This window comes from Streptomyces sp. NBC_00080 (genome assembly GCF_045041255.1).
GTDB classification, from domain to species: Bacteria; Actinomycetota; Actinomycetes; order Streptomycetales; family Streptomycetaceae; genus Streptomyces; species Streptomyces coriariae.
The window spans coordinates 7623754-7649602 of record NZ_CP108235.1; the positions used below are offsets into that span (position 1 = coordinate 7623754).

Sequence of the window (25849 nt, forward strand, 5' to 3'; positions counted from 1 at the left end):
AACGCCACCGACGAGGAGATAACGGCGCTATGCCGAAGAACAAGACGCACAGCGGTGCCAGCAAGCGCTTCAAGATCACCGGCTCCGGCAAGGTGCTCCGTGAGCGCGCCGGCAAGCGCCACCTGCTCGAGCACAAGTCGTCCCGCGTGACGCGTCGCCTCACCGGCAACGCCGAGATGGCCCCGGGCGACGCCGCGAAGATCAAGAAGCTTCTCGGCAAGTGACGTCGGGCGCGCGTGACGCGCGCCTGATCTCAGACCGGGACCCAATCGATTCCGGGTCGTGTGAGTCCAACCACGACCCCGCTACAAGGAGTTAAACAAGTGGCACGCGTCAAGCGGGCAGTCAACGCCCACAAGAAGCGCCGGGCGATCCTCGAGGCGGCCTCCGGCTACCGCGGTCAGCGTTCGCGCCTGTACCGCAAGGCCAAGGAGCAGGTCACCCACTCGCTGGTCTACAACTACAACGACCGCAAGAAGCGCAAGGGCGACTTCCGTCGGCTGTGGATCCAGCGCATCAACGCGGCTGCCCGCGCCAACGGCATCACGTACAACCGCTTCATCCAGGGTCTGAACGCCGCGAACATCGAGGTCGACCGCAAGATCCTCGCCGAGCTGGCCGTGAACGACGCCACCGCGTTCGCCGCGCTGGTCGAGGTCGCGCAGAAGGCCCTCCCCGCGGACGTGAACGCGCCCAAGGCCGCGTGACGCCGCGCCGGCGTTGAGCCGACGTGACTTGAGGACCCGCAGGCTTCAGCGGCCTGCGGGTCCTGCTGTGTCCGTACCCGAGTGACTGGTGAAAGCGAACCGCCCATGCTCTCCGCCACCCCCGAGCCGATCTCCCCCCGCTCCCCCCGGGTCTCCGCCGCCCGGCGGCTCGCCAAGCGGAACTTCCGGGGCAAGGAACGGCTGTTTCTCGCGGAGGGACCGCAGGCCGTGCGGGAGGCGGCCGCGCACCGGGCCGGCGGCGACGCGACCCTCGTGGAGCTGTTCGCCACCGTCGAGGCCGCGGAGCGGTACGCCGACATCATCGGCGAGGCCCGCGCCGTCGGCGCCCGCGTGCACCGCGCCGACGAACAGGTCATCGAGGACATCTCCACCACCGTCACCCCGCAGGGGCTGGTCGGGATCTGCCGGTTCCTGGACACGCCCTTCGAGGAGATCCTCGCCGCCCGGCCGAAGCTGGTCGCCGTACTGGCCCATGTGCGCGACCCCGGCAACGCCGGCACCGTCCTGCGGTGCGCGGACGCCGCGGGTGCCGACGCCGTCGTACTGACCGACGCCTCCGTGGACCTCTACAACCCCAAGGCCGTCCGCGCCTCCGTGGGCTCCCTCTTCCACCTCCCCGTGGCGGTCGGGGTCCCCGTCGAACAGGCCGTGGCCGGGCTGAAGGACGCCAGGGTGCGGATCCTCGCCGCCGACGGCGCCGGGGACGACGACCTCGACGACGAGCTGGACAAGCGGACGATGGGCGGGCCCACGGCGTGGGTGTTCGGGAACGAGGCCTGGGGGCTCCCGGAGGAGACCCGGGACCTCGCGGACGCCGTCGTGCGGGTTCCGATCCACGGGAAGGCCGAGAGCCTGAACCTCGCGACCGCCGCCGCCGTATGTCTCTATGCATCGGCCCGTGCACAGCGTGCCTCCGGAGGGTGCCGCTCCGTCACCGAGAGCTAGTAGGGTGACCAGCTCGGGGGCCCCTCAGTCGTCTGAGAGGTGGGGTACGGGGAATGAGCGTCGGCATGAGCGGTACACGGGATGCGCAGGCCGTTCCCGACGCCTGCGCACCCCGGCCGGCCGGTGACCTCGCCGGTCTCGGCATCGACCCCGACGACCTGCCCGACGGGCTCGTGGTCGCCGACGAACACGGGCACGTCGTCTGTTTCAACGCCGCCGCCCAGCGCATCACCGCCGTCCCCGCCGAGGACGCCCTCGGTCGGCGGCTCGAGACCGCGCTGCCGCTGGAGGACCTCGAAGGCCGCCGCTGGTGGCAGCTGACCGACCCCTACGGCGGTCTCGCCATCCGGGTCGGGCAGCCGGAGCGCAACCTGCTGCTGCCGGGGGGCCGCGAGGTGCTCGTCACCGTGCGGTACGTCCGCGGCGAACCCACCGGACCGGTCCGCCGGGTCGTCGTCTCGATCCGCGACACCGAGGCCCGCCGCCGCACCGAACGCAGCCACGCCGAGCTGATCGCCACCGTCGCCCACGAGCTGCGCTCGCCCCTGACCTCGGTCAAGGGCTTCACCGCCACCCTGCTCGCCAAGTGGTCCAGGTTCACCGACGACCAGAAACGGCTGATGCTGGAGACCGTCGACGCCGACGCGGACCGGGTCACCCGCCTCATCGCCGAGCTGCTCGACATCTCGCGCATCGACTCGGGACGGCTGGAGGTGCGCCGTCAGCCCGTCGACATGGGCGCGGCCGTGGGCCGGCACATCCAGGCCTACGTCGCCGCCGGTCAGCCCGCCGACCGGTTCCTGCTGCGCATCGAGCAGCCGTTGCCCGCCCTGTGGGCCGACCCCGACAAGGTCGACCAGGTGCTCAGCAACCTCATCGAAAATGCGGTGCGCCACGGCGAGGGAACCGTCACGATCGATGTCACGCCCGCCGCGTCCCCCCGTGAGGGAGAGGACACCGGCACGTCGGTCACCGTGAGCGACGAGGGCGCAGGCATCCCGGAGGAGTCCATGAACCGCGTCTTCACCCGCTTCTGGCGGGGCAGCAAGCGCGGCGGCACGGGCCTCGGGCTGTACATCGTCAAGGGCATCGTCGAAGCCCACGGCGGCATCATCACGGTCGGCCGCGCTCCGGGTGGCGGCGCCGAGTTCCGATTTACGTTGCCCGTGAGCACCCCGGCATATCTCACCTGAGAGCCGGCCGGGCAGCCCGCGGGCGCATCCGTATACCTCCACCCCGTTAGACTCGGCCTTTGGCACCTTTGTGTCCCATGGACGGCCCTCTGACCTCTGCGTGAGTCGGTGACGGGGACCTTCAGCCAGCCAACCGGAAGCACGGGAAGAGATGTCGGCACCGAATAAGTCGTACGACCCAGTAGAGGTCGAGGCCTTGAAACCGGAAGAGATCGAGCGCATGCGGGACGAGGCGCTCGCCGCCTTCGCAGCCGCGGACTCCCTCGACGCGCTCCAGGAGGCCAAGGTCGCGCACACCGGCGGCACCTCCCCGCTGGCCCTGGCCAACCGAGAGATCGGCGCCCTGCCGCCGCACGCCAAGGCGGCCGCCGGCAAGCTGGTCGGCCAGGCCCGGGGCGCCGTGAACAAGGCCCTCGCCGCCCGCCAGGAGGAGCTCGAGGCCGAGCGTGACCAGCGCGTGCTCGTCGAGGAGGCGGTGGACGTCACACTGCCGTACGACCGCGAGCCGGCCGGCGCCCGCCACCCGCTCACCACGCTGTCGGAGCGCATCGAGGACGTCTTCGTGGCCATGGGCTACGAGGTCGCCGAGGGCCCGCAGGTCGAGGCCGAGTGGTTCAACTTCGACGCGCTCAACATCGGCCCGGACCACCCGGCCCGCGGCGAGGCCGACACGTTCTTCGTGCAGGGCCCGCAGGGCGGCACCGAGTCCGGTGTCGTGCTGCGCACCCACACCTCGCCGGTCCAGATCCGCTCGCTGCTCGGCCGTGAGCTGCCGGTGTACGTGATCTGCCCCGGCCGCGTGTACCGCACCGACGAGCTGGACGCGACGCACACCCCGGTCTTCCACCAGGTCGAGCTGCTGGCCGTGGACGAGGGCCTGACCATGGCCGACCTCAAGGGCACCCTGGACCACATGGTCCAGTCGCTGTTCGGCGAGGGCATGAAGACCCGGCTGCGGCCGAACTTCTTCCCCTTCACCGAGCCGTCCGCCGAGATGGACATGGTGTGCTACGTCTGCCGCGGCGAGTCCGTCGGCAACCCCGACCGCCCCTGCCGCACCTGTTCCAGCGAGGGCTGGATCGAGCTCGGCGGCTGCGGCATGGTCAACCCCAAGGTGCTGGCCGCCTGCGGCGTCGACCCGGAGAAGTACAGCGGGTTCGCCTTCGGGTTCGGCATCGAGCGGATGCTGATGTTCCGCCACAACGTCGAAGACATGCGAGACATGGTCGAGGGTGACGTCCGGTTCACCCGGCCGTTCGGGATGGAGATCTGATGCGGGTCCCGCTTTCCTGGCTGCGGGAGTACGTCGACCTGCCGGCCACCGAGACCGGCCGTGACGTGCAGGCCAAGCTCGTGTCGGCGGGCCTCGAGGTGGAGACCGTCGAGCCGCTCGGCGCCGACCTCAAGGGCCCCCTCGTCGTGGGCCAGGTGCTCACCATCGAGGAGCTCGAGGGCTTCAAGAAGCCGATCCGCTTCTGCACCGTCGACGTCGGCACCGCCAACGGCACCGGTGAGCCCCAGGAGATCGTCTGCGGCGCCCGCAACTTCGCCGTCGGCGACAAGGTCGTCGTGGTCCTCCCGGGCGCCGTCCTGCCCGGCAACTTCGCGATCGCCGCGCGCAAGACGTACGGCAAGACCTCCCACGGCATGATCTGCTCCGGCGACGAGCTGGGCATGGGCGACGACGGCAGCCACGGCATCATCGTGCTGCCGCCGGAGACCGAGGTCGGCAAGGACGCCATCGAGCTGCTCGAACTGGTCGACGAGGTCCTGGACATCGCCGTCACCGCCAACCGCGGCGACTGCCTGTCCATCCGGGGTGTCGCCCGCGAGGTCGCCATCGCCTACGGTCTGCCGCTGCGCGACCCGGCGCTGATCGACGTACCGGCGCCGAACGCCTTCGGCTACCCGGTGCAGGTCTCCGATCCGATGGGGTGCGACCGCTTCACCGCGCGCACCGTCACCGGTCTGAGCCCCGAGGCGCGCTCCCCGATCTGGCTGACGCGCCGGCTCCAGAAGGTCGGCATGCGCCCGATCTCGCTCGCCGTCGACATCACCAACTACGTGATGATGGAGATCGGCCAGCCGCTGCACGCCTACGACCGTTCGCTGGTCCAGGGCACCATCGGCGTGCGCCGGGCCGTCGAGGGCGAGCGGATCGTCACCCTCGACGGGGCGACACGCGAGCTGCACGCCGAGGACCTGGTGATCACCGACGACCGCGGCCCCATCGGCCTCGCCGGTGTCATGGGCGGCGCCAACACCGAGATCGCCGACCACGAGGTCGCCGAGAACGGGGGCGCCTCGACGACCGACGTGGTCATCGAGGCCGCCCACTTCGACGCGGTGTCCATCGCGCGTACGGCCCGCCGGCACAAGCTGTCCTCCGAGGCGTCCCGGCGCTTCGAGCGCGGTGTCGACCCGCAGGCCGCGGCGGCCGCCGCACAGCGCACGGTCGACCTGCTGGTCCTGCTCGCGGGCGGTACGGCCGACGCGGGCGTCACGGAGATCATCGCCCCCTCCGGCCCGCACACGATCAGCGTCCCGGCGAACCACCCGGACAAGGTCGCGGGTGTGGAGTACGGCCGGGAGACGGTCGTCCGCCGTCTCCAGGAGATCGGCTGCGACGTGTACGGGCAGGACGAGCTGATCGTCACCGTCCCGTCCTGGCGGCCCGACCTCGCCGAGGTCAACGACCTGGCGGAGGAGGTCATCCGGCTGGAGGGCTACGAGAACCTGCCCTCCACGCTGCCCAAGCCGCCCTCCGGCCGTGGTCTCACCCACCGCCAGCGCCTGCACCGCCGCGTCGGCCGCGCCCTGGCCGGCTCCGGCTATGTCGAGGCGCCGAACTACCCGTTCATCGGCGAGCAGGTCTTCGACCAGCTCGGCCTGGACGCCGACGACCCGGCCCGCCGTGTCGTCCGGCTGACGAACCCGCTCAACGACGAGGAGCCCGCGCTCCGCACGTCGCTGCTGCCGGGCCTGTTGGCCGCCCTGCGCCGCAACGACGGCCGGGGCTCGCACGACCTGGCGCTCTTCGAGACCGGGCTGGTGTTCCTCCCGCAGGAGGAGCAGCGCGTCGCCGGGCACCTGCCCGTCGACCGCCGCCCCACCGAAGAGGAGATCGCGTCCCTGGACGCCGTGCTGCCCGCACAGCCGCGCCATGTGGCCGTCGTGCTCGCGGGCGCCCGCGAGCAGGCCGGCTGGTGGGGCAAGGGCCGCCCGGCGGAGTGGGCCGACGCCGTGGAGGCGGCGCGTGCCGTCGCCCGTGAGGCGGGGGCCGAACTGGTCGTCCGCAGTGGCCAGTACGGGCCGTGGCACCCGGGCCGGTGCGCCCGGCTGCTGGTCGTCGTGGACGGTGCCGAGCGCGTCGTGGGCCATGCCGGTGAACTGCACCCGCGGGTGCTGAAGGCCCTGGGGCTGCCCTCGCGCACCTCCGCGATGGAGCTGGACCTCGACGTGCTGGAGCAGGTCGGCGACGACACGCCCCAGGCGCCGAGGATCTCGGCGTTCCCGGTGGCCACGCAGGACGTCGCCCTCGTCGTCGACAGGTTCGTCCCGCACGCCGAGGTCGAGGCCGCGCTGCGCGAAGGCGCGGGTGAACTGCTGGAGGGGATCCGGCTGTTCGACGTGTACGAGAACGCGGAGCAGCTCGGTGACGGGCGGAAGTCGCTCGCGTACGCGTTGCGCTTCCGTGCGGGCGACCGGACGCTGACCGTCGACGAGGCGTCGGCCGCGAGGGACGCGGCGGTTGCCCTGGCGGGCGAGCGTACGGGAGCGGTGCTGCGCGGTTAGGCGTGGGGGAGCTGCGGTTCCCGGCCGACCGCGACGGCGTCGTGGCCGGCCGCGCAGTTCCCCGCACCCCTGGGGGCGCTTCCTCGGTTACCTCACTCCTTCGGGTGAGATCTCCGGGTGGTCTGGTTTTCCGGGCCGTGACCTCGACAGAATCGGACCGGCCTCTCGGGGCCGGTCCGATCTGCGTTGTCGGGGCCTGGACGGGGGACCAACGACATGTTCGGCATCAGGCGGCCGTTGCGCCGGGCCCTCCCGCTGGGGCTGCCCACGGCCTGGGGCGCCCTGGCGATCACCTACAAGCTGTCCTGTCCGTCGGCCCGACAGGACGGACTGCTGGCCAGGATCGTCACCAGTGCCGTCTTCTTCGCCGTCGGTACCGGGCTGATACTCCACATGCGGCAGGCCCTGGTGCGTGAGCTCGAGCAGGCGCGGCGGGTCGCCGGGGCCGCGCAGAGCGTGGTGCTGCGCCCGCCGCCGCCGCGCGTCGACGGGCTGAACGTGGCGGCCGCACAGCTCTCCGCGGACCGGGGCGCGAGCGTGGGCGGTGACCTGTACGAGGTGATCGCCACCGAGCACGGTGTGCGGGTCGTGATGGGCGACGTCCGCGGGCACGGGCTTCCCGCGCTCGGTACCGTCGCCGCCCTCCTCGGCAGCTTCCGCGAGGCGGCCCACGACGAACACGACCTCGGCCGCGTCCTGCGCCGCCTGGAACGTGCCCTGGAGCGGCACCTGCGCGAACGGGCCCGGGACACTCCCGACGCCACGGTCGCCGAGGAGTTCGTCACCGTGCTGGTGCTCGAGATCCGGGAGGACGGCGAGCTGCACGTTCTCAACTGCGGGCATCCCTGGCCGTATCTGCTGAGCGGCACGAGCGTGCGGGTGTTGTCGCGGGCGGATCCGCTGCCGCCCCTGGGCCCGTTCCCGCTGCCGGTCGACCTCTCGCCCATGCCCTGCGGTCGGTTGCTCCGGGGTGAGTCCGTGGTCCTGTTCACGGACGGCGCCGAGGACGCCAGGGACACCCGGGGCAGGTTCTTCTCCTTGTCGGGAACGCTGGAGAAGGCGGTGCGGGACCACCCCGTCACGGCCCAGCAGATCCTGCGCGCGGTACTGACGGCACTTCTCCGTCACACGGCGGCCGGACCGACCGACGACATCGCCGTACTGGTGCTTCGGAACGGGCGGCTTCCCGCACCCACCTCAGGGGCGCGGGGAACCGCGCGACCCGCCACGACACACCCGCAGCCGACCACGCACCGATAGTCCCCCGCCCGACCCGCGGAGCGAATCGCCGGGCCGTCGCTTTATGAGGGGGGAGCCGACGGCCCGGCGAACCTCTTGCGAGGCATTTCAGTCAACCGACCGTAAACGCTCCGCGACAGCGCGCGCACCCTGCGGATGCGCGTACTCCGTTCACACCCCGTGTGAGGACGGAGCCACTACTCTGACGGCACCGAGGCACCCGGGGGGCACCCATGCAGCCCAACACTCTGCTCGACGCGATCCTGGACGAGGCGGGCGTCTCGCACGCGGGCCTCGCCGCCCACGTCAACCAGGCCGGACGGGCCCGCGGACTCGCCCTGCGGTACGAGCACACGGCGGTGGCCCGCTGGCTGAAGGGCCAGCGGCCGCGGGGCCAGGTGCCCGACCTGATCTGTGAGGTGCTCGCGGGGCGGCTGCACCGGCCGGTCACCCTCGACGACATCGGCCTCGGCGTGCCGGGCGAACCGGCCGGCCCGCACGGCACCTCGCTCTCCGGCTTCGTCGAGCGGGCCACCGCGCTGTGGCGCTCCGACGAGCAGCAACGCTCGCACCTTCTGGGGGCGCCCGCGGTGACCGGCACGCCGGCCGTGATGCCGGTGTGGGAGTGGGAGAACCCGCCGGAGGACGTCGACGTCTCCCGGGGCGGCCGGCATCGTGTCACCTCGGCCGACATCGAGATGCTGCGGGCCGCCCGCGCCCACTACGAGCAGATGTACCGCAAGGCGGGCGGCATCGCGACCCGCAGCCGTGTCGTCGGCTTCCTCAACGCGGAGACGGCGCCCCTGCTGCGTGGCAGCTACACCGACGAGACGGGCCGTCAACTGCACCGGGCCACAGGCGGGTTGGTCGCGGTCGCGGGGATCTGCGCGTACGACTCGGACGCGCACGGCCTGGCGCAGCGCTACTTCCACCAGGCGCTGCGGCTGGCAAAGGCCAGCGGGGACCGGGGACTCGGGGCGTACGTCATCGCCCTCCTCGTCAACCAGTCGCTGTTCATGCGGGAGTACCGGCAGGCCGTCGCCTTCGCGGAGGCGGCGCTGCGGGCGGCGGGCCGGCACATCACGCCCGCCCTCGCCTCCGACCTGTACGCGATGCAGGCCAAGGCGTACGCCCACCTCGGCGACGGTACGAGCGCCCTGTCGTGCATCCGGCGTGCCGAAACCGCCGCCGATCGCATCCGGCGCGGACACGAGCCCGACGAGACCGGCTATGTCCAACCGGGCCTGGTCAACGTCCAGGTGGCGGAGGCGCTGCTCAGCCTCGGCGACCTGGCCGCCGCCGCCGAGCACGCCGCGGCCGCCGTCGACACCCCGGCGCACGACCGGGGACGGGTGCACCGGCTCGCCATGCTCAGCACGATCGAACTGCGCCAGGGCAACGCCGACAAGGCGGTGGTCACCGCGGTGCAGATGGCCGAACAGGCCAGGGGCATGGAGTCCCAGCGCCTGCGCGACAGACTCCGGGCGGTGCGCGAACATCTGGTGCGCAGCGACTGCGCGGGCACGGCCGAGGCCGCCGAACTCATCGACGGGGCACTGCGCGTACCGCTGTAGGCGGGGCGCAGCGGGGTATCCGACCCACGACACCGACAGCGACACCGACACGACACCTACACAGTCATCCGCACCGGCGGCTACGCCGACGCTGGACAGTTCCTGCTGCGATATTGCCACTCACTCGACGGAAGGTGGCAGAACCGTGCAGTGGACGAAACAGAACGAACAAACTGTGTATGAAAACCGCTGGTTCAGCGTCAACCTGGCAGATGTGGAGCTGCCCGACGGCCGGCACCTCGACCACTTCCTCATACGGCTGAGGCCGGTCGCGGTCGCGACGGTCGTGAACCGGGCCAACGAGGTTCTCCTGTTGTGGCGCCACCGCTTCATCACCGACAGCTGGGGCTGGGAACTCGCGGCGGGAGTCGTCGAGGACGGCGAGGACATCGTCCGCGCGGCCGCCAGGGAACTCGAGGAGGAGACCGGCTGGCGGCCGGGGCCGCTGCGCCACCTGATGAGCGTGGAGCCGTCCAACGGGCTCACCGACGCCGTCCATCACATCTACTGGTCGGAGCACGGCGAGTACGTGGGACACCCGGTGGACGACTTCGAGTCGGACCGCCGGGAATGGGTCCCCCTCAAGGTCGTTCCCGATCTGGTCGCCCGGGGGGAGGTCCCGGCCGCCAACATGGTGGCCGCGTTGATGCTGCTGCACCACCTCAGGCTCGCCGAGGGCTAGCCGCGGGACGGGCCGTGGACCCGCCGTGGACCGGCCGTGGACCCGCCGAGGTTCAGTGGGCCAGCGCCTGCCAGACCGTCGCGACCAGTGCCCCCAGGGCCGTGAGCGCCGCGAGCGAGGGCAGCGGCCAGCGTGCGTGTTCCAGCGAGATCATGCGGGTGTGCAGCTCGTCCAGTTCCTTGGCGGTCTGCTCCGTGCGGTGGGACAGCAGGGCCAGCCCGCCCTCGACGCGGGCGTACGCCACATCGAGCCGGCGACGTAACTCTGCGAGTTCTCCATGAACCACGGGATGTTCGGGGTCGGCGGTCACGTGGCCGCTCCTTTCCGTAGTCGTCTCACATCCCTTGCATGCGCATGATGAGTGAACTCGCCTGGTGGGCCGACGGGGAGAGTGTGCGCCGGGCATATGCGGACCCGTGGCGCACACGGCGTGTGAATGCCGTGGGCCCGGCGCTCCGAGGAGAGCCGGGCCCACGGGAATCACGGTGGGTGATCAGTAGGCGTAGAAGCCCGAGCCGGTCTTGCGGCCCAGCCGGCCCGCGTCGACCATGCGCTGGAGCAGCGGGGGAGCGGCGTACAGCGGCTCCTTGTACTCGTCGTACATGCTCTGCGCCACCGAGGCGACGGTGTCCAGGCCGATCAGGTCGGACAGCTTCAGCGGGCCCATCGGGTGGGCGCAGCCCATCTCCATGCCGTTGTCGATGTCCTCGCGGCTGGCGATGCCCGTCTCGAACATCCGGATGGCGGAGAGCAGGTAGGGGATCAGCAGCGCGTTGACGACGAAGCCGGAGCGGTCCTGGGCGCGGATGGCGTGCTTGCCCAGCATCTTCTCGGCGAACAGCTGGGCCCGGCTGAGCGTGCCCTCCGAGGTGGTCAGCGCCGGGATCAGCTCGACGAGCTGCTGCACAGGGGCCGGGTTGAAGAAGTGGATGCCGACGACGTGGTCGGGCCGCGAGGTGGCGACCGCCAGCTTCACCAGCGGGATGGAGGAGGTGTTGGAGGCGAGGATCGCGTCCGGACGGGTCACGACCTGGTCGAGGACCTGGAAGATCTCGGTCTTGACCTGCTCGTTCTCGACCACGGCCTCGATGACCAGGTCACGGTCGGCGAACTCGCCGAGATCGGTGGTGAAGCTGAGGCGGGCGAGGGTGGCGTCCCGCTCCTCCTCGGAGATCTTGCCGCGCTCGGCGGCCTTGGCCAGGGAGTTCAACAGCCGGGTTCGGCCGATCTCCAGGGCTTCGCCGGTCGTCTCGGCGACCTTGACGTCGAGACCGGCGCGGGCGCAGACCTCTGCGATGCCCGCTCCCATCTGGCCGCAGCCCACCACTCCGACCCGTGAGAGATCTCCCGCTGGGGTGCCCGTCACATCAGTCCCTTTCGCCGCGCTGACTCAGATGGCCGGGGCAGGTCTGCCGGGTCTCGGCCGCCCTGCTCCGATCGTGCACGTTACTAGCAAGTATCGATGATCGATCGCCGGGGTGGAGGCATGCTGGAGCGCGAAACGATCCGTGACCGAGCGGATCCGCAGAGTGTGTGGGGATGTGTGCGATGGGTCGACTGACCCGGCGGGCGTTCGCGCTGGCAGCGCTGTCGGCGTTCACCACGACGGGCGCGGCGGCCGCTCCCGCGAGGGAACGGCGGGCGGCGACCGAGATGCGGGGGATGTGGCTGGCGACCGTCAGCAACCGGGACTGGCCGTCCCGCCCCGGCCTGACCGCCGCCGCCCAGCGTGCCGAACTGATCGCCATGCTCGACCTGGCGGTGAGCCGACGGCTCAACACGGTGATCTTCCAGGTGCGGCCCACGGCGGACGCGCTGTGGCCCTCCCCGTACGAACCGTGGTCCCAGGTGCTCACCGGCACCCAGGGCAGGTCGCCGGGCTGGGACCCGCTGGGCACGGCCGTCACGGAGGCGCATGCGCGGGGCCTGCAGCTGCACGCCTGGTTCAACCCCTACCGGGTCGCGACCCATGACGACCCCTCGAGGCTCGTCGCCTACCACCCCGCCCGCCGGCACCCGCAGTGGGTGGTCTCCTTCGGCGGGAAGCTCTACTACAACCCGGGCCTGCCCGAGGTCCGGGCCTTCGTCCAGGACGCGATCCTCGACGCCGTGAAGAAATACCCCCTGGACGCCGTGCACTTCGACGACTACTTCTACCCGTACCCGGTGGCCGGCCAGACCTTCGACGACGGGGCCGCGTACGACACCTACGGCGGCGCCTTCCCCAGCCGGGCGGCCTGGCGGCGCGACAACGTCGACCAGCTGGTGCTGGAGACGGCCACCCGGATCAAGGCGGTACGCCCCGCCACCCAGTTCGGGATCAGCCCCTTCGGGGTGTGGCGCAACGCCTCCACCGACTCACGCGGCTCGGACACCCGGGCGCTCCAGTCGTACGACGACATCCACGCGGACACCCGCAAGTGGGTGCGGGAGGGCTGGATCGACTACATCGTCCCGCAGCTGTACTGGAACATCGGGCTCTCGGTCGCCGACTACGCCAAGCTCGTGCCCTGGTGGGCGCAGGTGGCGAAGGGCAGCCGTACCCGGCTCTATCTCGGCGAGGCCCTGTACCGGGCGGGCGATCCGGCCCAGCCCGCGGCCTGGCAGGACCCGGCCGAGCTGTCGGACCACCTCGACCTGGCCGCCGCCCACCCACAGGTGCGCGGGCATGTCTTCTTCGCCGCCAAGGACGTGCGGACCGACCGGATCGGGGCGATGGCGCGGGTGGTCGCCGACCACTACCGGCAGCCGGCGGAGCCCCCGCGCTGATCTACCGCTGTTCCTCGGCCGTCCTGTGACGGATCTCGGTGTCGGGGCCGGGCGAGCACACGCCCTCATGCCCGTCCGTGAAGCGGACGCGGTACGGGGGATTTCCTCCCTGGCCCATGACTTCGACGATCTCGCCGACCTTGTCGTGCTGGCCGACCACCCTGCCGTGCTGGACGAACTGGTCGCCCTTGGTTGCGCGCATCTGCGGAGCCTCCTCACCGGGTGCGACGGTACGTCTGCCGTGGCTAACCGCGCGCCCGCTGCGTGACGGCGATGCACACGAGCACGGCGGCGGCCGTCAGCGGAGCGGCGGGCGTGAGGTGCTCGCCCAGCAGCAGTACCGACCACACCAGTGTGAGCAGGGGCTGCGCCAACTGCAACTGGCTGGCCTTCGGAACGCCGATGAGCGCCATGCCCCGGTACCAGACGAGCAGGCCGACGAACTGCGAGCCCGCAGCGACCCAGAGCAGCCCGGCCACGCTGTGCGCGGTCAGGTGGACGGCCTCATGGGACAGGGCGAGCGCGGCGCCGAACACCGTGAGCGGCAGGCAGAACACCAGCGCCCAGCCGATGACCTGCCAGCCCGGCATGACCCGGGCCAGTCGGCCGCCCTCGGTGTAGCCGGCCGCGCACACCAGCAGTGCCCCGAACAGATACAGATCGGCGGTGGTCAGGGCCCCGCCGCTCTGCTGCACGGTGAACGCCACCACCGCGGCGGCCCCCGCCAGCGCGGCCGCCCAGAAGGTGCGGGAGGGGCGGGTCCCCATGCGCAGGGCGGACAGCAGCGCGGTCGTGAGCGGCAGCAGGCCGACCACGACGGCGGCGTGCGCGGTGGTCGACGTCCGCAGCGCGAGCGTGGTGAGCAGCGGGAAGCCGACGACGACCCCGGCGGCCACGACGGCGAGTCCCGCCCAGTGCCGCCGGGCGGGCAGCGGCACGCGCAGGGCCAGCAGGCAACCGCCCGCGATCAGCGCGGCCAGGACGCTCCGCACGGCGACCAGGGACCAGGGGCCGAACCCCTCCAGGCCCCAGGCGGTCGCGGGGAAGGTCAGGGAGAAGGCGACGACACCGAGGGCGGCCAGCAGAGTACCGAGGCCGCTCGCCTGCGGAGCGCCGGCGGGCGGTCCCGCGGGCGGGTCGACCGGGGCGTCGGCCCGGGTGCCGGACGTGGTGTCGGCCCGGGTGCTGACCGCTATCGCCGGCCCGTCAGTAGCGCTACTCTGTGTCGTCATGCAAGAGCGTAGCAGTGTGGGTGAGCTGGCGGATCAGCTGCGTCGGGAGTTCGACCGCTACTCTCCCGGTGGAAAGCTCCCGTCGAGCCGGGCCCTGGTCGAACGGTTCAGGGTGAGCCCGGTGACCGTCTCGCGGGCGCTGGCGCAGCTGGCCTCCGAGGGGCTGGTGGTCACCCGGCCCGGTGCGGGCGCCTTCCGGGCCCGGCCGGCGCGGGCGAGCGCCGCCCCCGCGGGCGACACCTCCTGGCAGGAGGTCGCGCTGAGCGCGGACGGCGCCGCCGACCTCGTCCCGCGCTCGGTGGACGCCTCCGGCGTCACCGTCTCGCTCGCCGCCCCGCCGCCCGGCGTGATCGAGTTCAACGGCGGCTATCTGCATCCCTCGCTCCAGCCGGAGCGGGCGATGGCCGCGGCCCTGGCCCGGGCCGGGCGGCGGCCGGGCGCATGGGGCAGGCCGCCCATGGAGGGGCTGCCCGAACTGCGCGAGTGGTTCGCGCGGACCATCGGCGGCTCCCTCACCGCGGCCGAGGTGCTGGTCAGCGCCGGTGGCCAGACATCGCTCACCACCGCCCTGCGTGCCCTCGCCCCGCCCGGGGCCCCGGTGCTCGTCGAGTCGCCCACCTACCCGGGCATGCTCGCGATCGCCAGGGCGGCGGGTCTGCGCCCCGTACCGGTCCCGGTCGACCCGGACGGGGTCAGGCCCGAGCTGCTCGCCGACGCGTTCCGGGCGACCGGCGCCCGGGTGTTCGTCTGCCAGCCGCTGTTCCAGAACCCGACCGGCGCCGTCCTCGCCCCCGACCGGCGCGCGCAGGTGCTGCGCATCGCGCGGGAGGCCGGCGCCTTCGTCGTCGAGGACGACTTCGTGCGGCGGCTCGCGCACGAGGACGCCGGGCAGCTTCCGCGCCCGCTCGCCGCCGACGACCCCGACGGCGTCGTCGTGCACGTCGGCTCGCTCACCAAGGCGACCTCGCCGAGCTTCCGGGTCAGCGCGCTGGCCGCCCGCGGCCCGGTACTGGAACGCCTGCGCGCCATTCAGGTCGTCGACACCTTCTTCGTGCCCCGCCCGCTCCAGGAAGCGGCCCTCGAACTCGTCGGCTCGCCCGCCTGGCCACGTCATCTGCGCACTGTCGCCACCGAGTTGCGGGTCAGGCGGGACGCGATGACCGCCGCGCTGCGGCTGCGGCTGCCCGAACTGGCCCTCCCGCACATCCCGTCCGGCGGCTACCACCTGTGGCTGCGGTTGCCCGAGGGCACCCGGGGAGAGAGCGCGTTCACGGCCGCCGCCCTGCGCGCGGGGGTCGCCCTCACTCCCGGCCGCCCCTACTTCAGCGCCGAACCCCCGGCCGCCCATGTGCGGTTGAGCTTCGCCGCCGTCGCCGGGACGGAGGAGATCGCGGAGGGGGTGCGACGGCTGCGGCTGGCGTGCGACGAGGTGTTCCCCGGAAAGCGTTCGACATGATGAACGCCGTCCTGTGAGGATCCCGCAATGAATGCCATGAACGCCGTTCCGCCCCTCGCCGAGGGCTACGAGATCTCCGCCGACTCCGCCCGCATCGATGTCGCGCGTGTGCACCACTGGCTGTCCACGGACGCGTACTGGGCGCTCGGACGCGAGCGGGAGAGGCAGGAGCGGGCGATCGCCGGTTCGCTGAACTTCGGCGTCTACGACACCGTGTCGGGGGAGCAGGTCGCCTACGTGCGGGTCGTGACCGACCTCGCGGAGTTCGCGTGGCTGTGCGACGTGTACGTGGACCCGGCGGCGCGCGGCAAGGGTCTCGGGACGGCTCTCGTCGCCGCCGTCCGCGACCACCTGCGGGGGCACGGGCTGCGTCGCATCCTGCTCGCCACGCACGACGCGCACGGGGTCTACCGGCAGGTCGGCTTCGAGGCCCTGGAGAAGCCGGACCAGTGGATGGCGCTGATCTTCGCAAAGCCCGGGCCGGCGTGACGGGGTCGGCGTGGGCGGGCCGGCAGGAGCCGATCGGCGGGTCCGGGTCGGCGGGACGGGGACGTCGCGATCGGGACATCGTGTAGGGGGCACTGTTTTCTGGGGACTTGTCCGGCAGGTCCTGACCCATCGGTAAGTTTTCTTCCGATCGTCGGCCGACAGCTCTTGACCTGCGCACTTACGCGGCTCACCATCACCGCATGCCACTTCGGGTCACGTTCGTCGCCGCCGCTCGCAGCTCCTCGCTGCTCGCGGAACGCTTCGAGGACGACCGGCCGCTGGACCAGGACGGCTGGGCTGAGGTGTTGCAGGTGGCCGACGCTCTGCTGCCGCTGGCGGCCGCCGAGCTGCGCTACTGCTCACCGACCCCGCGCAGCCGCGCCACCGGGGACGCGCTCGGCTACGCCCCGCTGGTGCAGCTCGCCCTGCGGGACTGCGACATGGGCCGCTGGCGCGGCTTCACGCTGGGCGAGGCGATGGCCCGCGAGCCGGAGGCCGTGGACGCATGGCTCGCCGATCCGCTCGCCACCCCGCACGGCGGTGAGTCGCTGTTCGCGTTCATCACCCGCGTCGCCGGCTGGCTCGACACCCGGCCGGTGGGCGACGGCGGCCGGATCGTCGCCGTGGCCGAGCCGAGCGTGATCCGCGCGGCCCTGGTGTACGCGCTCAAGGCGCCCCCCGCGACGTACTGGAACATCGATGTGCGTCCGTTGTCGACGACCACCGTCACCGGCCGGGCCGGCCGCTGGAACCTCCGCCTCGAAGGGGCCTCGGCTCAGCCCACGCGCGCGTAGTCGGTGGTGAGCGACAGGTCCTTGGCGGGGCCCGCCACGCGCCAGACCGTCCGCCAGTGGTCCGCGTCGCGGACGGTGAACTCGCCCCGGTAGAGGTCGGCGGAGCAGGGGTGGTCGGCGATGTGCCGTCCGGTCGTCAGGTCCAGGTCGTGGAAGGGGCGGCCGTCGGCGAACCGCACGTCCGCCGTGCCGGGCGTCGGCCCCGGCAGAAAACGCAGGGTGCGCTTGGCGGGCCGGGGGACCCCGAGCCAGACGAACGTGCCGGACTCCCGGTGCAGCAGCCCGCCCTCGCCCCCGCCCTCGTCCAGTGCTGCGAACACCGTGACCCCGTCGAAGCGGCCCTCGGCGCCGCTCGCCCGGTCCCGTACCGACCGGGTGACCCGCCAGCTTCCCCGGAGGTAGGCCAGGGCGTCCGGCACTGGCCGGAACTCGTCCATGCGTTCCTCGCTTCCGACACTTTCGCTGCCGCACGCCCCATTGACGCGTCCAGGTCCCCTCCCTATCTTGCCGTTCGAAGTGCTGATCATCGTCTGATATTTCGAACAACTCGCCTTACCGAGCCGCGGAGTATTCATGCCACGCAGCACCACCCGCACCCGCTGGAGACTGGGCCTCACCGCCACCGCCACCGCCCTCCTGACGGCCACGGCCCTCGTCCCCGTGCCGGCGCACGCCGAGGCCGTGACCGACTACGCCATCACCGTCGACCCCACCGCCAAGGGCGCGAAGATCGACGACACGATGTACGGCGTCTTCTTCGAGGACATCAACCGGGCGGCCGACGGCGGCCTGTACGCCGAACTCGTGCAGAACCGGTCCTTCGAGTACTCCACCGTCGACAACCGGTCGTACACCCCGCTGACCTCCTGGACGGTCGACGGCACCGCGCAGGTCCTGGACGACGCCGGCCGACTCAACGACCGCAACCGCAACTACCTCTCCCTGGGCGCCGGTTCCTCCGTGACCAACGCCGGCTACAACACCGGCGTCCGGGTCGAGCAGGGCAAGAGGTACGACTTCTCGGTGTGGGCCCGCGCCGAGAGCGGCAGCACGCTCACCGTGAGCCTCCAGGACGCCGACGGCGCGCTGGCCACGGCACGCAAGGTCGCCGTGCGCGGCGGCTGGGTCCGGTACCGGGCGGCCTTCACCGCCACCCGGACCAGCAGTGACGGCCGCCTGTCGGTCGCCTCCTCGGCCGCGGCCGCTCTCGACATGGTGTCCCTGTTCCCCCGTGACACGTACCGGAACGAGCCCAACGGCCTGCGCAAGGACCTCGCCGAGAAGATCGCCGCCCTCGACCCGGGCTTCGTGCGCTTCCCCGGCGGCTGCCTGGTCAACACCGGCTCCATGCAGGACTACAGCGAGGCCTCCGGCTGGCAGCGCGCCCGTTCCTACCAGTGGAAGGACACCGTCGGTCCCGTCGAGGAACGCGCCACCAACTCCAACTTCTGGGGTTACAACCAGAGTTACGGCCTCGGCTACTACGAGTACTTCCGCTTCGCCGAGGACATCGGCGCGATGCCGCTGCCCGTCGTGCCGGCCCTGGTGACCGGCTGCGGCCAGAACAAGGCCGTCGTCGACGACGCGCTGCTGAAGCGCCACATCCAGGACACCCTGGACCTCATCGAGTTCGCCAACGGCCCGGTCACCTCCACCTGGGGCAGGAAGCGCGCCCGGATGGGCCACCCCAAGCCCTTCCGTCTCACCCACCTCGAGGTCGGCAACGAGGAGAACCTGCCCGCCGAGTTCTTCGCCCGCTTCGAGCAGTTCCGTACCGCGATCGAGGCGAAGTACCCCGACATCACCGTCATCTCCAACTCCGGTCCCGACGACGCCGGTTCGACCTTCGACACGGCCTGGCAGCTGAACCGGGACGCGGACGTCGCGATGGTCGACGAGCACTACTACAACAGCCCGCAGTGGTTCCTGCAGAACAACGACCGCTACGACACCTACGACCGCAGCGGCCCCAAGGTGTTCCTCGGCGAGTACGCCTCCTGGGGCAACGCCTTCAAGAACGGGCTGGCCGAGGCGGCCTTCATGACCGGCCTCGAGCGCAACGCGGACGTCGTCGAGCTCGCCTCCTACGCGCCGCTGTTCGCGAACGAGGACTATGTGCAGTGGAGTCCGGACATGGTGTGGTTCAACAACCACGCCTCCTGGAACTCGGCCAACTACGAGGTCCAGAAGCTGTTCATGACGAATGTCGGCGACCGGGTGGTGCCGTCGACGGCCACCGGGACCCCGTCCCTCCAGGGCCCCATCACCGGCGCCGTCGGTCTGTCGACCTGGGCGACCGGCGCGGCGTACGACGACGTGCGGGTGACCGACGCGGACGGCGACGCGCTGCTGAGCGACGACTTCTCCGGCGACGCCTCGAAGTGGACGCACACGGGCGGCGGCAGCTGGTCGCTCCAGGACGGGCAGTACGTACAGACCGACACCGCCGCCGAGAACACCATGGTCTCGGCCGGTGACGCCGGCTGGCACGACTACGACCTGCACGTGAAGGCCACCAAGACGTCCGGCAAGGAGGGCTTCCTGGTCGCCTTCGGCGTCAAGGACACCGGCAACTACTACTGGTGGAACCTCGGCGGCTGGAACAACACCCAGTCCGCTGTCGAGCAGGCCGTGGACGGCGGCAAGTCGACGCTGGTCTCCAAGGCCGGCTCCGTCGAGACGGGCCGCGCCTATGACATCGACGTCAAGGTGCGGGGCCGCCAGGTCACCCTCTACCTCGACGGCCAGGAGTGGGGCAGCTTCACCGACGACAAGCCGGCCGAGCCGTTCCGGCAGGTCGTCACCCTGGACAAGAAGACCGGCGATCTGATCGTCAAGGTCGTCAACGCCCAGTCCACGGACGCCCGTACGGCGATCGACCTCGGTGGGGTCAAGGTCGGGGCCAAGGCGAAGGTGACCACGCTGGCCGCCGCGCCGGACGCGGTCAACACGGAGGCCGCGACCGCGGTCGCACCGGTGACCTCCACCTTCACCGGGGTGGCGGGCGAGTTCAGCTACACCTTCCCGGCGAACTCGATCACCTTCCTGCGGATCAGGCAGCGGTAGCGGAGCCCGGCGGGCGCGGGCGACGCAGGCCCGCACCCGCCGGACCTCCCGTGCCGCTCAGGCGTCCTTGCGGCGCCGGAACCAGCCGCGCCTGGGCGGCGGCAGGTGGGGCAGCGACTGCGGGGTGCCCGGCCCGCCGAACGGCGGCAGGGCCTTGAAACGGTCGTCGAAGGTGATCGTGGGCGTGATCCGGTGCAGGGCGGCGCGTACGAGGGTGAGCGGATGGTCGGGAAACCGGGGGTCCCACTGCTCGTGGTCGCCGACGTGGTACGGCAGACCGCCCGGCTGTCCGTCCGCGTAGGGGTGGGGCCGGAAGTACTCGGCCGGACCCACCTGCGCCATGATCACGGCCTCCCGCATCCCGGTCGTGGCGCCCTCCGCGGCCTGCACCTTCACGACCGTGCTGGACCCGGCCCTCGGCACGGTCCAGGAGCCGAGGAACGCCTGCCCGGGCCGGCTGCCCAGCGGCATCTTGACCAGCTGGCGCACCGCCGGGACGCCGTCCACGGAGCCGGGCACCGCCTCGATCAGCCCGCCACCGGCCCCCGCCACGAGCTGCGTGAGCCCTGCCCCGAGCCGTTGCGGCTCGTGCAGCGGGGCGGGCAGGTCCGGGATCAGCGGGAAGAAGTGGACCGACAGGACGAGCCCCGCCTCGTCGGTCCACACCCCCGGCTCACGCTCGGTGAAGCCGGTCAGGTCCAGGCTGGTTATCGGTGTCATGGCGATCACCGGGTCGAGGTTACGCAGCCCCGCGGCCCGGGCAAAGATCGCTGCGGGCCCTGCCCCTGCATGGATTGCATAAACGTGCATGGAAACGTATAGTCATGCCATCCAGGAGGAGGAGTCATGGTGGTACGTGCGGCGGTGGCCGGAGCGAGCGGGTACGCGGGCGGAGAGCTGCTGCGTCTGCTCCTCACGCACCCCGAGGTCGAGATCGGCGCCCTCACCGGCAATTCCAACGCGGGCCAGCGGCTGGGCGCGCTCCAGCCGCACCTGCTGCCGCTGGCCGACCGCGTCCTCCAGGAGACCACCCCCGAGGTGCTCGCCGGACACGACGTCGTCTTCCTCGCCCTGCCGCACGGCCAGTCCGCCGCCGTCGCCGAGCAGCTCGGCCCGGAGGTGCTCGTCGTCGACATGGGCGCAGACTTCCGGCTGACGGACGCGGCCGACTGGGAGCGGTTCTACGGTTCCGCGCACGCCGGGACCTGGCCCTACGGCCTGCCCGAACTGCCCGGCGGCCGCGCGGCGCTCACGGGGTCCAGGCGCGTCGCGGTCCCGGGCTGCTATCCCACGGCCGTCTCGCTCGCGCTCTTCCCGGCGTACGCGGCGGGCCTCGCCGAGCAGGAGGCCGTGATCGTCGCCGCCTCCGGCACCTCGGGCGCCGGCAAGTCACCCAAGACGCACCTGTTGGGATCCGAGGTCATGGGCTCCGTCTCCCCGTACGGCGTCGGCGGCGTCCACCGGCACACACCCGAGATGATCCAGAACCTGAGCGCGGCGGCCGGGGAGCGGGTCTCCGTCTCCTTCACGCCCACCCTCGTGCCGATGTCCCGCGGCATCCTCGCCACGTGCAGCGCCAAGGCGAAGCCCGGCGTCACCGCCGACTCCGTCCGCGCCGCCTACGAGAAGGCCTTCGCCGACGAGCCGTTCGTGCACCTGCTCCCCGAGGGGCAGTGGCCCGCCACGGCGTCCATCCACGGTTCCAACGCCGTTCAGGTGCAGGTCGCGTACGACGCGGCCGTGGGCCGGATCATCGCCATCAGCGCCATCGACAACCTGACCAAGGGCACCGCGGGCGGCGCCCTCCAGAGCATGAACATCGCCCTCGGGCTCGACGAGACCACCGGGCTTTCCACGATCGGAGTCGCACCGTGAGCGTCACGGCAGCCAAGGGATTCACGGCGGCGGGCATCGCCGCCGGGATCAAGCAGAACGGCAACCCGGACCTGGCCCTCGTGGTCAACGACGGGCCCCGCCGCGCGGCCGCCGGCGTCTTCACCTCGAACCGTGTGAAGGCCGCGCCGGTGCTGTGGTCCGAGCAGGTCCTCAAGAGCGGCCAGGTGTCCGCCGTGATCCTCAACTCCGGCGGCGCCAACGCCTGCACGGGGCCGAAGGGCTTCCAGGACACGCACGCGACCGCCGAGAAGGTCGCCGAGGCGCTGGGTCTGGGCGCGGGTGAGGTCGCCGTCGCCTCCACCGGACTCATCGGCGTCCTGCTCCCGATGGACAAGCTGCTGCCCGGGGTGGACACCGCCGTCGGTCAACTGTCCGAACACGGCGGCGAGAAGGCCGCCATCGCCATCAAGACCACCGACACCGTCCACAAGACGTCCGTCGTCGCGCGGGACGGCTGGACCGTCGGCGGCATGGCCAAGGGCGCGGGCATGCTCGCCCCCGGCCTCGCCACCATGCTGGTCGTCCTCACCACCGACGCCGACCTCGACAGCGAGACCCTGGACAAGGCGCTGCGCGCCGCCACCAAGGTCACCTTCGACCGCGTCGACTCCGACGGCTGTATGTCGACCAACGACACCGTGCTGCTGCTCGCCTCCGGCGCGTCCGAAGTCACCCCGGGATACGAGGAGTTCGCCGCCGCCGTACGGACCGTCTGCGACGACCTGGGCCAGCAGCTGATCCGGGACGCCGAGGGCGCCAGCAAGGACATCAAGGTCGAGGTCGTCAACGCGGCGAGCGAGGACGACGCCGTCGAGGTGGGCCGCTCCATCGCCCGCAACAACCTCCTCAAGTGCGCGATCCACGGCGAGGACCCCAACTGGGGCCGGGTGCTCTCCGCGATCGGCACGACCGGGGCCGTCTTCGAGGCCGACCGGCTCAACGTCGCCATCAACGGCGTCTGGGTCTGCAAGAACGGCGGCGTCGGAGAGGACCGCGAGAAGGTGGACATGCGCTACCGCGAGGTGCACATCGTCGCCGACCTCGCCGCCGGCTCCGAGACGGCCACCATCTGGACCAACGACCTCACCGCCGACTACGTCCACGAGAACAGCGCGTACTCGTCATGAGCACTACGCGTAAGCACACCGCCCTGCCCAAGGCCCAGATCCTCATCGAGGCGCTGCCCTGGCTGACCCGGCACAACGGCAGGACCGTCGTCATCAAGTTCGGCGGCAACGCCATGATCGACGAGGACCTGAAGGCCGCCTTCGCCCAGGACGTCGTCTTCCTGCGCCACGCCGGCCTGCATGTCGTCGTCGTGCACGGCGGCGGCCCGCAGATCAGCGCCGCCCTCGACAAGCACGGCATCGTCAGCGAGTTCAAGGCCGGCCTGCGGGTCACCACCGAGGACGCCATGGACGTCGTACGGATGGTGCTCGCCGGACAGGTCCAGCGCGAGCTGGTCGGGCTGCTGAACCAACACGGGCCGCTCGCCGTCGGGTTGACCGGCGAGGACGCGCACACCATCACCGCCACCAAGCACCAGCCCGAGATCGACGGCGAGTTGGTCGACATCGGGCGGGTCGGCGAGATCACCGCGATCGACACGGGCGCCATCGAGGCGCTGCTCGCCGACGGCCGCATCCCGGTCGTCTCGTCGATCGCCCGCTCCCAGGACGACGGACATGTCTACAACGTCAATGCTGATACGGCGGCTGCGGCACTCGCTGCGGCACTTGGCGCCGAAACCCTCATGGTCCTCACGGACGTCGAGGGCCTCTACGAGGACTGGCCGAACAGCGACGAGGTGATCAGCCGCCTCACCGCTTCCCAACTGGAGAAGCTGCTGCCGGAGCTGAGCTCCGGGATGGTCCCGAAGATGGAGGGCTGTCTGCACGCCGTGCGGGGCGGCGTGAACACCGCCCGCGTCATCGACGGGCGGGTCCAGCACTCGATCCTGCTGGAGATCTTCACCGACGAGGGCATCGGCACCATGGTCGTGCCCGACGAGAAGCCGCACGCAGAGCCGCACGCAGAGCCGGCCGCACAGCCGGACGCACAGGGGGAGCCGTCATGAGCAACGAGGAACTGACCGCGCGGTGGCAGAGCGCGCTCATGAACAACTACGGCACCCCGCTGCTGCCCCTCGTACGCGGCGCGGGCAGCCGGGTCTGGGACGCCGACGGCAAGGAGTACCTCGACTTCGTCGGCGGCATCGCCGTCAACGCGCTCGGTCACGCCCACCCGGCCGTCGTCGAGGCCGTGAGCCGGCAGATCGGCTCCCTCGGCCACATCTCCAACTTCTTCATGTCCGAGCCGACCGTCACGCTCGCCGAACGGCTGCTCCAGCACTTCGGCCGGGACGGCAGGGTCTTCTTCTGCAATTCGGGCGCCGAGGCCAACGAGGCCGCCTTCAAGATCGGCCGGCTGACCGGACGGACCCACGTCGTCGCCACCGAGGGCGCCTTCCACGGCCGGACCATGGGCGCGCTCGCGCTCACCGGCCAGCCCGGCAAGCGGGACCCGTTCCTGCCGCTGCCCGGCGAGGTCACCCATGTCCCGTTCGGCGACGCGCAGGCGCTGGCCGCCGCGGTCACGGAGGAGACGGCGCTCGTCGTCCTGGAGCCGATCCAGGGCGAACTGGGTGTCGTGGTGCCGCCCGCCGGTTACCTCAAGGCCGCCCGCGCGATCACCGCCGCGACCGGCGCGCTGCTGGTCCTCGACGAGGTGCAGACCGGCATCGGCCGGACCGGGCACTGGTTCGAGTACCAGGCCCACGAGGGCGTCCTGCCGGACGTCGTGACGCTGGCCAAGGGCCTCGGCGGCGGACTGCCGCTGGGCGCGACGATCGCCTTCGGTCGGGCCGCCGAGCTGCTGCAGCCCGGCCACCACGGCACCACCTTCGGCGGCAACCCGGTCGCCTGCGCCGCCGGACTCGCCGTTCTCGACACCATCGAGAACGAAGGGTTGCTGGAGAACGTCAAGCGGCAGAGCGAGAAGTTGCGGACCGGAATCGAGGGTGCGGGCCACTCGTTGATCGATTATGTCCGGGGAGCGGGCCTGCTCCTGGGTATCGTGCTCACCGAGCCCCGCGCGCCCCAGGTGCGGGCGGTGGCTCAGGAGGCCGGATTCCTGGTGAACGTGCCCGCCCCCGACGTCGTCCGGCTGATGCCGCCGCTGAACCTCGGCGACGACGAGGTGGAGGCGTTCCTCGGGGCGCTGCCCGGAATCCTCGACGCAGCCGCGGCGAGCGGAGAGTGACGATCCGGAGAACCGGAGATTGAGACGACGATGAGTCAGGCGCAGGAACATGAGCAGCCGGGCGCGGGCGGGCCCGCCGTGCCGCAGACCCGCACCGCGCGTCACCGCCGGATCGTGGACATCCTCAACCGGCAACCGGTGCGGTCGCAGAGCCAGTTGGCGAAGCTGCTGGCCGACGACGGGCTGAGCGTCACCCAGGCGACGCTGTCGCGGGACCTGGACGAGCTCAACGCGGTGAAGATCCGCAACAACGACGGCGACCTGATCTACGCGGTGCCCAGCGAGGGAGGCTTCCGGACCCCCCGGGCACCGCTGGGGGAGTCGGCGAAGGAAGAGCGGATGCGGCGGCTGTCGCAGGAGCTGCTGATCTCCGCGGAGGCGTCCGCCAACCTCGTGGTGCTGCGCACCCCGCCGGGCGCGGCCCAGTTCCTCGCCTCGGCGATCGACCAGGCCGAGCTGCAGGACATCCTCGGGACGATCGCGGGCGACGACACGTTGCTGCTGATCAGCAGGGAGCCGACGGGCGGACAGGCGCTGGCGGACCATCTGTTGCGGCTCGCCCAGAACGGCCACTGAACGGCCGCCGGCCGGCCACTGGACGGTCGTCGGGCGGCCGCTGAACGGCCCGATGAGGGGTTCCTCGGGTTGTCCACCGACTGTCGGCGGCGAGCGGGGACCGGTCGCGCCACGCGGCGGAGCCGCAAATCGACACGGTCCCGGGCCCTTGGGG

Annotated in this window: 25 protein-coding genes; 19 read left to right on the plus strand and 6 right to left on the minus strand. The window is 71.6% G+C overall.

The features are described 5' to 3' along the window. Window positions 1-29 precede the first annotated feature (29 nt). The 9 genes from rpmI (at window position 30) to OHU34_RS34050 (ending at window position 10156) form a co-directional block, all read left to right on the plus strand. Window positions 30-224, plus strand: coding sequence for a 50S ribosomal protein L35 (gene rpmI / locus OHU34_RS34010; protein WP_006607578.1), 195 nt, complete (start codon window positions 30-32; stop codon window positions 222-224). Between the two features lie 99 nt (window positions 225-323). Beyond that, window positions 324-707: a 50S ribosomal protein L20 gene (gene rplT / locus OHU34_RS34015; protein WP_020132316.1), complete on the plus strand. Its 384-nt coding sequence runs from the start codon at window positions 324-326 to the stop codon at window positions 705-707. A 105-nt stretch (window positions 708-812) separates the two neighbouring features. After that, complete coding sequence (locus tag OHU34_RS34020) at window positions 813-1673, plus strand: TrmH family RNA methyltransferase (protein ID WP_405769952.1); 861 nt, start codon at window positions 813-815, stop codon at window positions 1671-1673. Window positions 1674-1726: 53 nt separating this feature from the next. Continuing rightward, entirely contained in the window at window positions 1727-2866 is a 1140-nt protein-coding gene (locus OHU34_RS34025) for an ATP-binding protein (RefSeq protein WP_142269444.1), read from the plus strand. A gap of 151 nt (window positions 2867-3017) precedes the next feature. Beyond that, window positions 3018-4139 carry a phenylalanine--tRNA ligase subunit alpha gene (pheS, locus tag OHU34_RS34030; RefSeq protein WP_142269443.1) on the plus strand — a complete coding sequence of 374 codons (1122 nt, stop codon included), beginning with the start codon at window positions 3018-3020 and terminating at the stop codon, window positions 4137-4139. Then, window positions 4139-6661, plus strand: coding sequence for a phenylalanine--tRNA ligase subunit beta (gene pheT, locus OHU34_RS34035; protein WP_142269442.1), 2523 nt, complete (start codon window positions 4139-4141; stop codon window positions 6659-6661). The genes pheS and pheT overlap by 1 nt, the downstream gene beginning before the upstream one ends. A 216-nt stretch (window positions 6662-6877) precedes the next feature. Next, window positions 6878-7921, plus strand: a complete 1044-nt coding sequence (locus tag OHU34_RS34040; RefSeq protein WP_405769956.1) for a PP2C family protein-serine/threonine phosphatase — start codon at window positions 6878-6880, stop codon at window positions 7919-7921. Between the two features lie 212 nt (window positions 7922-8133). After that, window positions 8134-9474 carry a transcriptional regulator gene (locus OHU34_RS34045; RefSeq protein WP_142269440.1) on the plus strand — a complete coding sequence of 447 codons (1341 nt, stop codon included), beginning with the start codon at window positions 8134-8136 and terminating at the stop codon, window positions 9472-9474. A gap of 145 nt (window positions 9475-9619) precedes the next feature. After that, a complete protein-coding gene (locus OHU34_RS34050) occupies window positions 9620-10156 on the plus strand; it encodes an NUDIX hydrolase (protein WP_078616030.1) in 537 nt (178 codons plus the stop codon). 52 nt (window positions 10157-10208) lie between these two features. Here OHU34_RS34050 and OHU34_RS34055 read toward each other — a convergent pair whose 3' ends face one another. Then, window positions 10209-10466: a hypothetical protein gene (locus OHU34_RS34055; protein ID WP_028807259.1), complete on the minus strand. Its 258-nt coding sequence runs from the start codon at window positions 10464-10466 to the stop codon at window positions 10209-10211. Between the two features lie 183 nt (window positions 10467-10649). Continuing rightward, window positions 10650-11522 carry a 3-hydroxybutyryl-CoA dehydrogenase gene (locus OHU34_RS34060; RefSeq protein ID WP_028807260.1) on the minus strand — a complete coding sequence of 291 codons (873 nt, stop codon included), beginning with the start codon at window positions 11520-11522 and terminating at the stop codon, window positions 10650-10652. 182 nt (window positions 11523-11704) lie between these two features. On the opposite strand from OHU34_RS34060, the gene OHU34_RS34065 reads away from it, so the two are divergent. Then, window positions 11705-12925, plus strand: coding sequence for a glycoside hydrolase family 10 protein (locus OHU34_RS34065; protein ID WP_405769960.1), 1221 nt, complete (start codon window positions 11705-11707; stop codon window positions 12923-12925). A gap of 1 nt (window position 12926) precedes the next feature. Here OHU34_RS34065 and OHU34_RS34070 read toward each other — a convergent pair whose 3' ends face one another. Together OHU34_RS34070 and OHU34_RS34075 are read right to left on the minus strand one after the other, a co-directional pair. Beyond that, window positions 12927-13127, minus strand: coding sequence for a DUF1918 domain-containing protein (locus tag OHU34_RS34070; protein ID WP_142269438.1), 201 nt, complete (start codon window positions 13125-13127; stop codon window positions 12927-12929). Window positions 13128-13170: 43 nt separating this feature from the next. Next, the gene (locus tag OHU34_RS34075) at window positions 13171-14157 is read right to left on the minus strand and encodes a DMT family transporter (RefSeq protein ID WP_142269437.1); all 987 of its coding nucleotides are present in this window, start codon (window positions 14155-14157) and stop codon (window positions 13171-13173) included. On the opposite strand from OHU34_RS34075, the gene OHU34_RS34080 reads away from it, so the two are divergent. From OHU34_RS34080 to OHU34_RS34090, 3 genes are all read left to right on the plus strand, one after another. Next, a complete protein-coding gene (locus tag OHU34_RS34080) occupies window positions 14156-15613 on the plus strand; it encodes a PLP-dependent aminotransferase family protein (protein ID WP_142269436.1) in 1458 nt (485 codons plus the stop codon). The two genes, OHU34_RS34075 and OHU34_RS34080, sit on opposite strands and share 2 nt — an antisense overlap. Window positions 15614-15649: 36 nt before the next feature. Beyond that, the gene (locus OHU34_RS34085) at window positions 15650-16102 is read left to right on the plus strand and encodes a GNAT family N-acetyltransferase (protein ID WP_405772456.1); all 453 of its coding nucleotides are present in this window, start codon (window positions 15650-15652) and stop codon (window positions 16100-16102) included. A 200-nt stretch (window positions 16103-16302) separates the two neighbouring features. After that, entirely contained in the window at window positions 16303-16896 is a 594-nt protein-coding gene (locus OHU34_RS34090; protein WP_142269435.1) for a histidine phosphatase family protein, read from the plus strand. Here the strand turns inward: OHU34_RS34090 and OHU34_RS34095 are convergent. Continuing rightward, complete coding sequence (locus OHU34_RS34095) at window positions 16878-17333, minus strand: DUF6314 family protein (protein WP_405769965.1); 456 nt, start codon at window positions 17331-17333, stop codon at window positions 16878-16880. The two genes, OHU34_RS34090 and OHU34_RS34095, sit on opposite strands and share 19 nt — an antisense overlap. Window positions 17334-17469: 136 nt before the next feature. On the opposite strand from OHU34_RS34095, the gene OHU34_RS34100 reads away from it, so the two are divergent. Continuing rightward, window positions 17470-19962, plus strand: a complete 2493-nt coding sequence (locus OHU34_RS34100; RefSeq protein ID WP_405769968.1) for an alpha-L-arabinofuranosidase C-terminal domain-containing protein — start codon at window positions 17470-17472, stop codon at window positions 19960-19962. A gap of 57 nt (window positions 19963-20019) precedes the next feature. On the opposite strand, the gene OHU34_RS34105 is transcribed toward OHU34_RS34100, so the two are convergent. Continuing rightward, the gene (locus OHU34_RS34105; protein ID WP_142269432.1) at window positions 20020-20682 is read right to left on the minus strand and encodes a hypothetical protein; all 663 of its coding nucleotides are present in this window, start codon (window positions 20680-20682) and stop codon (window positions 20020-20022) included. A gap of 126 nt (window positions 20683-20808) precedes the next feature. Between OHU34_RS34105 and argC the strand changes: the two genes are divergently transcribed. From argC to OHU34_RS34130, 5 genes are read left to right on the plus strand one after another with little or no spacing between them, the layout of a single operon-like run. After that, the gene (gene argC / locus OHU34_RS34110; protein ID WP_405769970.1) at window positions 20809-21837 is read left to right on the plus strand and encodes an N-acetyl-gamma-glutamyl-phosphate reductase; all 1029 of its coding nucleotides are present in this window, start codon (window positions 20809-20811) and stop codon (window positions 21835-21837) included. Continuing rightward, window positions 21834-22985: a bifunctional glutamate N-acetyltransferase/amino-acid acetyltransferase ArgJ gene (gene argJ, locus OHU34_RS34115; RefSeq protein WP_142269430.1), complete on the plus strand. Its 1152-nt coding sequence runs from the start codon at window positions 21834-21836 to the stop codon at window positions 22983-22985. Before argC ends, argJ begins: the two co-directional genes overlap by 4 nt. Further along, window positions 22982-23935 carry an acetylglutamate kinase gene (argB, locus tag OHU34_RS34120; RefSeq protein WP_142269429.1) on the plus strand — a complete coding sequence of 318 codons (954 nt, stop codon included), beginning with the start codon at window positions 22982-22984 and terminating at the stop codon, window positions 23933-23935. The genes argJ and argB overlap by 4 nt, the downstream gene beginning before the upstream one ends. Further along, window positions 23932-25119, plus strand: a complete 1188-nt coding sequence (locus OHU34_RS34125) for an acetylornithine transaminase (protein WP_230196427.1) — start codon at window positions 23932-23934, stop codon at window positions 25117-25119. Before argB ends, OHU34_RS34125 begins: the two co-directional genes overlap by 4 nt. 30 nt (window positions 25120-25149) lie before the next feature. After that, window positions 25150-25695: an arginine repressor gene (locus OHU34_RS34130; RefSeq protein WP_020132361.1), complete on the plus strand. Its 546-nt coding sequence runs from the start codon at window positions 25150-25152 to the stop codon at window positions 25693-25695. Window positions 25696-25849 lie beyond the last annotated feature (154 nt).

Bases quoted from the DNA above. Each gene is read 5' to 3' on its own strand.
- OHU34_RS34070 (WP_142269438.1), bottom strand. From the start codon at position 13,127: ATGCGCGCAACCAAGGGCGACCAGTTCGTCCAGCACGGCAGGGTGGTC.
- OHU34_RS34100 (WP_405769968.1), top strand. From the start codon at position 17,470: ATGCCACGCAGCACCACCCGCACCCGCTGGAGACTGGGCCTCACCGCC.
- OHU34_RS34105 (WP_142269432.1), bottom strand. From the start codon at position 20,682: ATGACACCGATAACCAGCCTGGACCTGACCGGCTTCACCGAGCGTGAG.
- OHU34_RS34125 (WP_230196427.1), top strand. From the start codon at position 23,932: ATGAGCAACGAGGAACTGACCGCGCGGTGGCAGAGCGCGCTCATGAAC.
- OHU34_RS34130 (WP_020132361.1), top strand. From the start codon at position 25,150: ATGAGTCAGGCGCAGGAACATGAGCAGCCGGGCGCGGGCGGGCCCGCC.
- argB (WP_142269429.1), top strand. From the start codon at position 22,982: ATGAGCACTACGCGTAAGCACACCGCCCTGCCCAAGGCCCAGATCCTC.
- OHU34_RS34095 (WP_405769965.1), bottom strand. From the start codon at position 17,333: ATGGACGAGTTCCGGCCAGTGCCGGACGCCCTGGCCTACCTCCGGGGA.
- OHU34_RS34040 (WP_405769956.1), top strand. From the start codon at position 6,878: ATGTTCGGCATCAGGCGGCCGTTGCGCCGGGCCCTCCCGCTGGGGCTG.
- OHU34_RS34025 (WP_142269444.1), top strand. From the start codon at position 1,727: ATGAGCGTCGGCATGAGCGGTACACGGGATGCGCAGGCCGTTCCCGAC.
- OHU34_RS34045 (WP_142269440.1), top strand. From the start codon at position 8,134: ATGCAGCCCAACACTCTGCTCGACGCGATCCTGGACGAGGCGGGCGTC.
- OHU34_RS34065 (WP_405769960.1), top strand. From the start codon at position 11,705: ATGGGTCGACTGACCCGGCGGGCGTTCGCGCTGGCAGCGCTGTCGGCG.
- pheS (WP_142269443.1), top strand. From the start codon at position 3,018: ATGTCGGCACCGAATAAGTCGTACGACCCAGTAGAGGTCGAGGCCTTG.
- OHU34_RS34075 (WP_142269437.1), bottom strand. From the start codon at position 14,157: ATGACGACACAGAGTAGCGCTACTGACGGGCCGGCGATAGCGGTCAGC.
- OHU34_RS34090 (WP_142269435.1), top strand. From the start codon at position 16,303: ATGCCACTTCGGGTCACGTTCGTCGCCGCCGCTCGCAGCTCCTCGCTG.
- argC (WP_405769970.1), top strand. From the start codon at position 20,809: ATGGTGGTACGTGCGGCGGTGGCCGGAGCGAGCGGGTACGCGGGCGGA.
- OHU34_RS34020 (WP_405769952.1), top strand. From the start codon at position 813: ATGCTCTCCGCCACCCCCGAGCCGATCTCCCCCCGCTCCCCCCGGGTC.
- pheT (WP_142269442.1), top strand. From the start codon at position 4,139: ATGCGGGTCCCGCTTTCCTGGCTGCGGGAGTACGTCGACCTGCCGGCC.
- rpmI (WP_006607578.1), top strand. From the start codon at position 30: ATGCCGAAGAACAAGACGCACAGCGGTGCCAGCAAGCGCTTCAAGATC.
- OHU34_RS34085 (WP_405772456.1), top strand. From the start codon at position 15,650: ATGAACGCCGTTCCGCCCCTCGCCGAGGGCTACGAGATCTCCGCCGAC.
- OHU34_RS34080 (WP_142269436.1), top strand. From the start codon at position 14,156: ATGCAAGAGCGTAGCAGTGTGGGTGAGCTGGCGGATCAGCTGCGTCGG.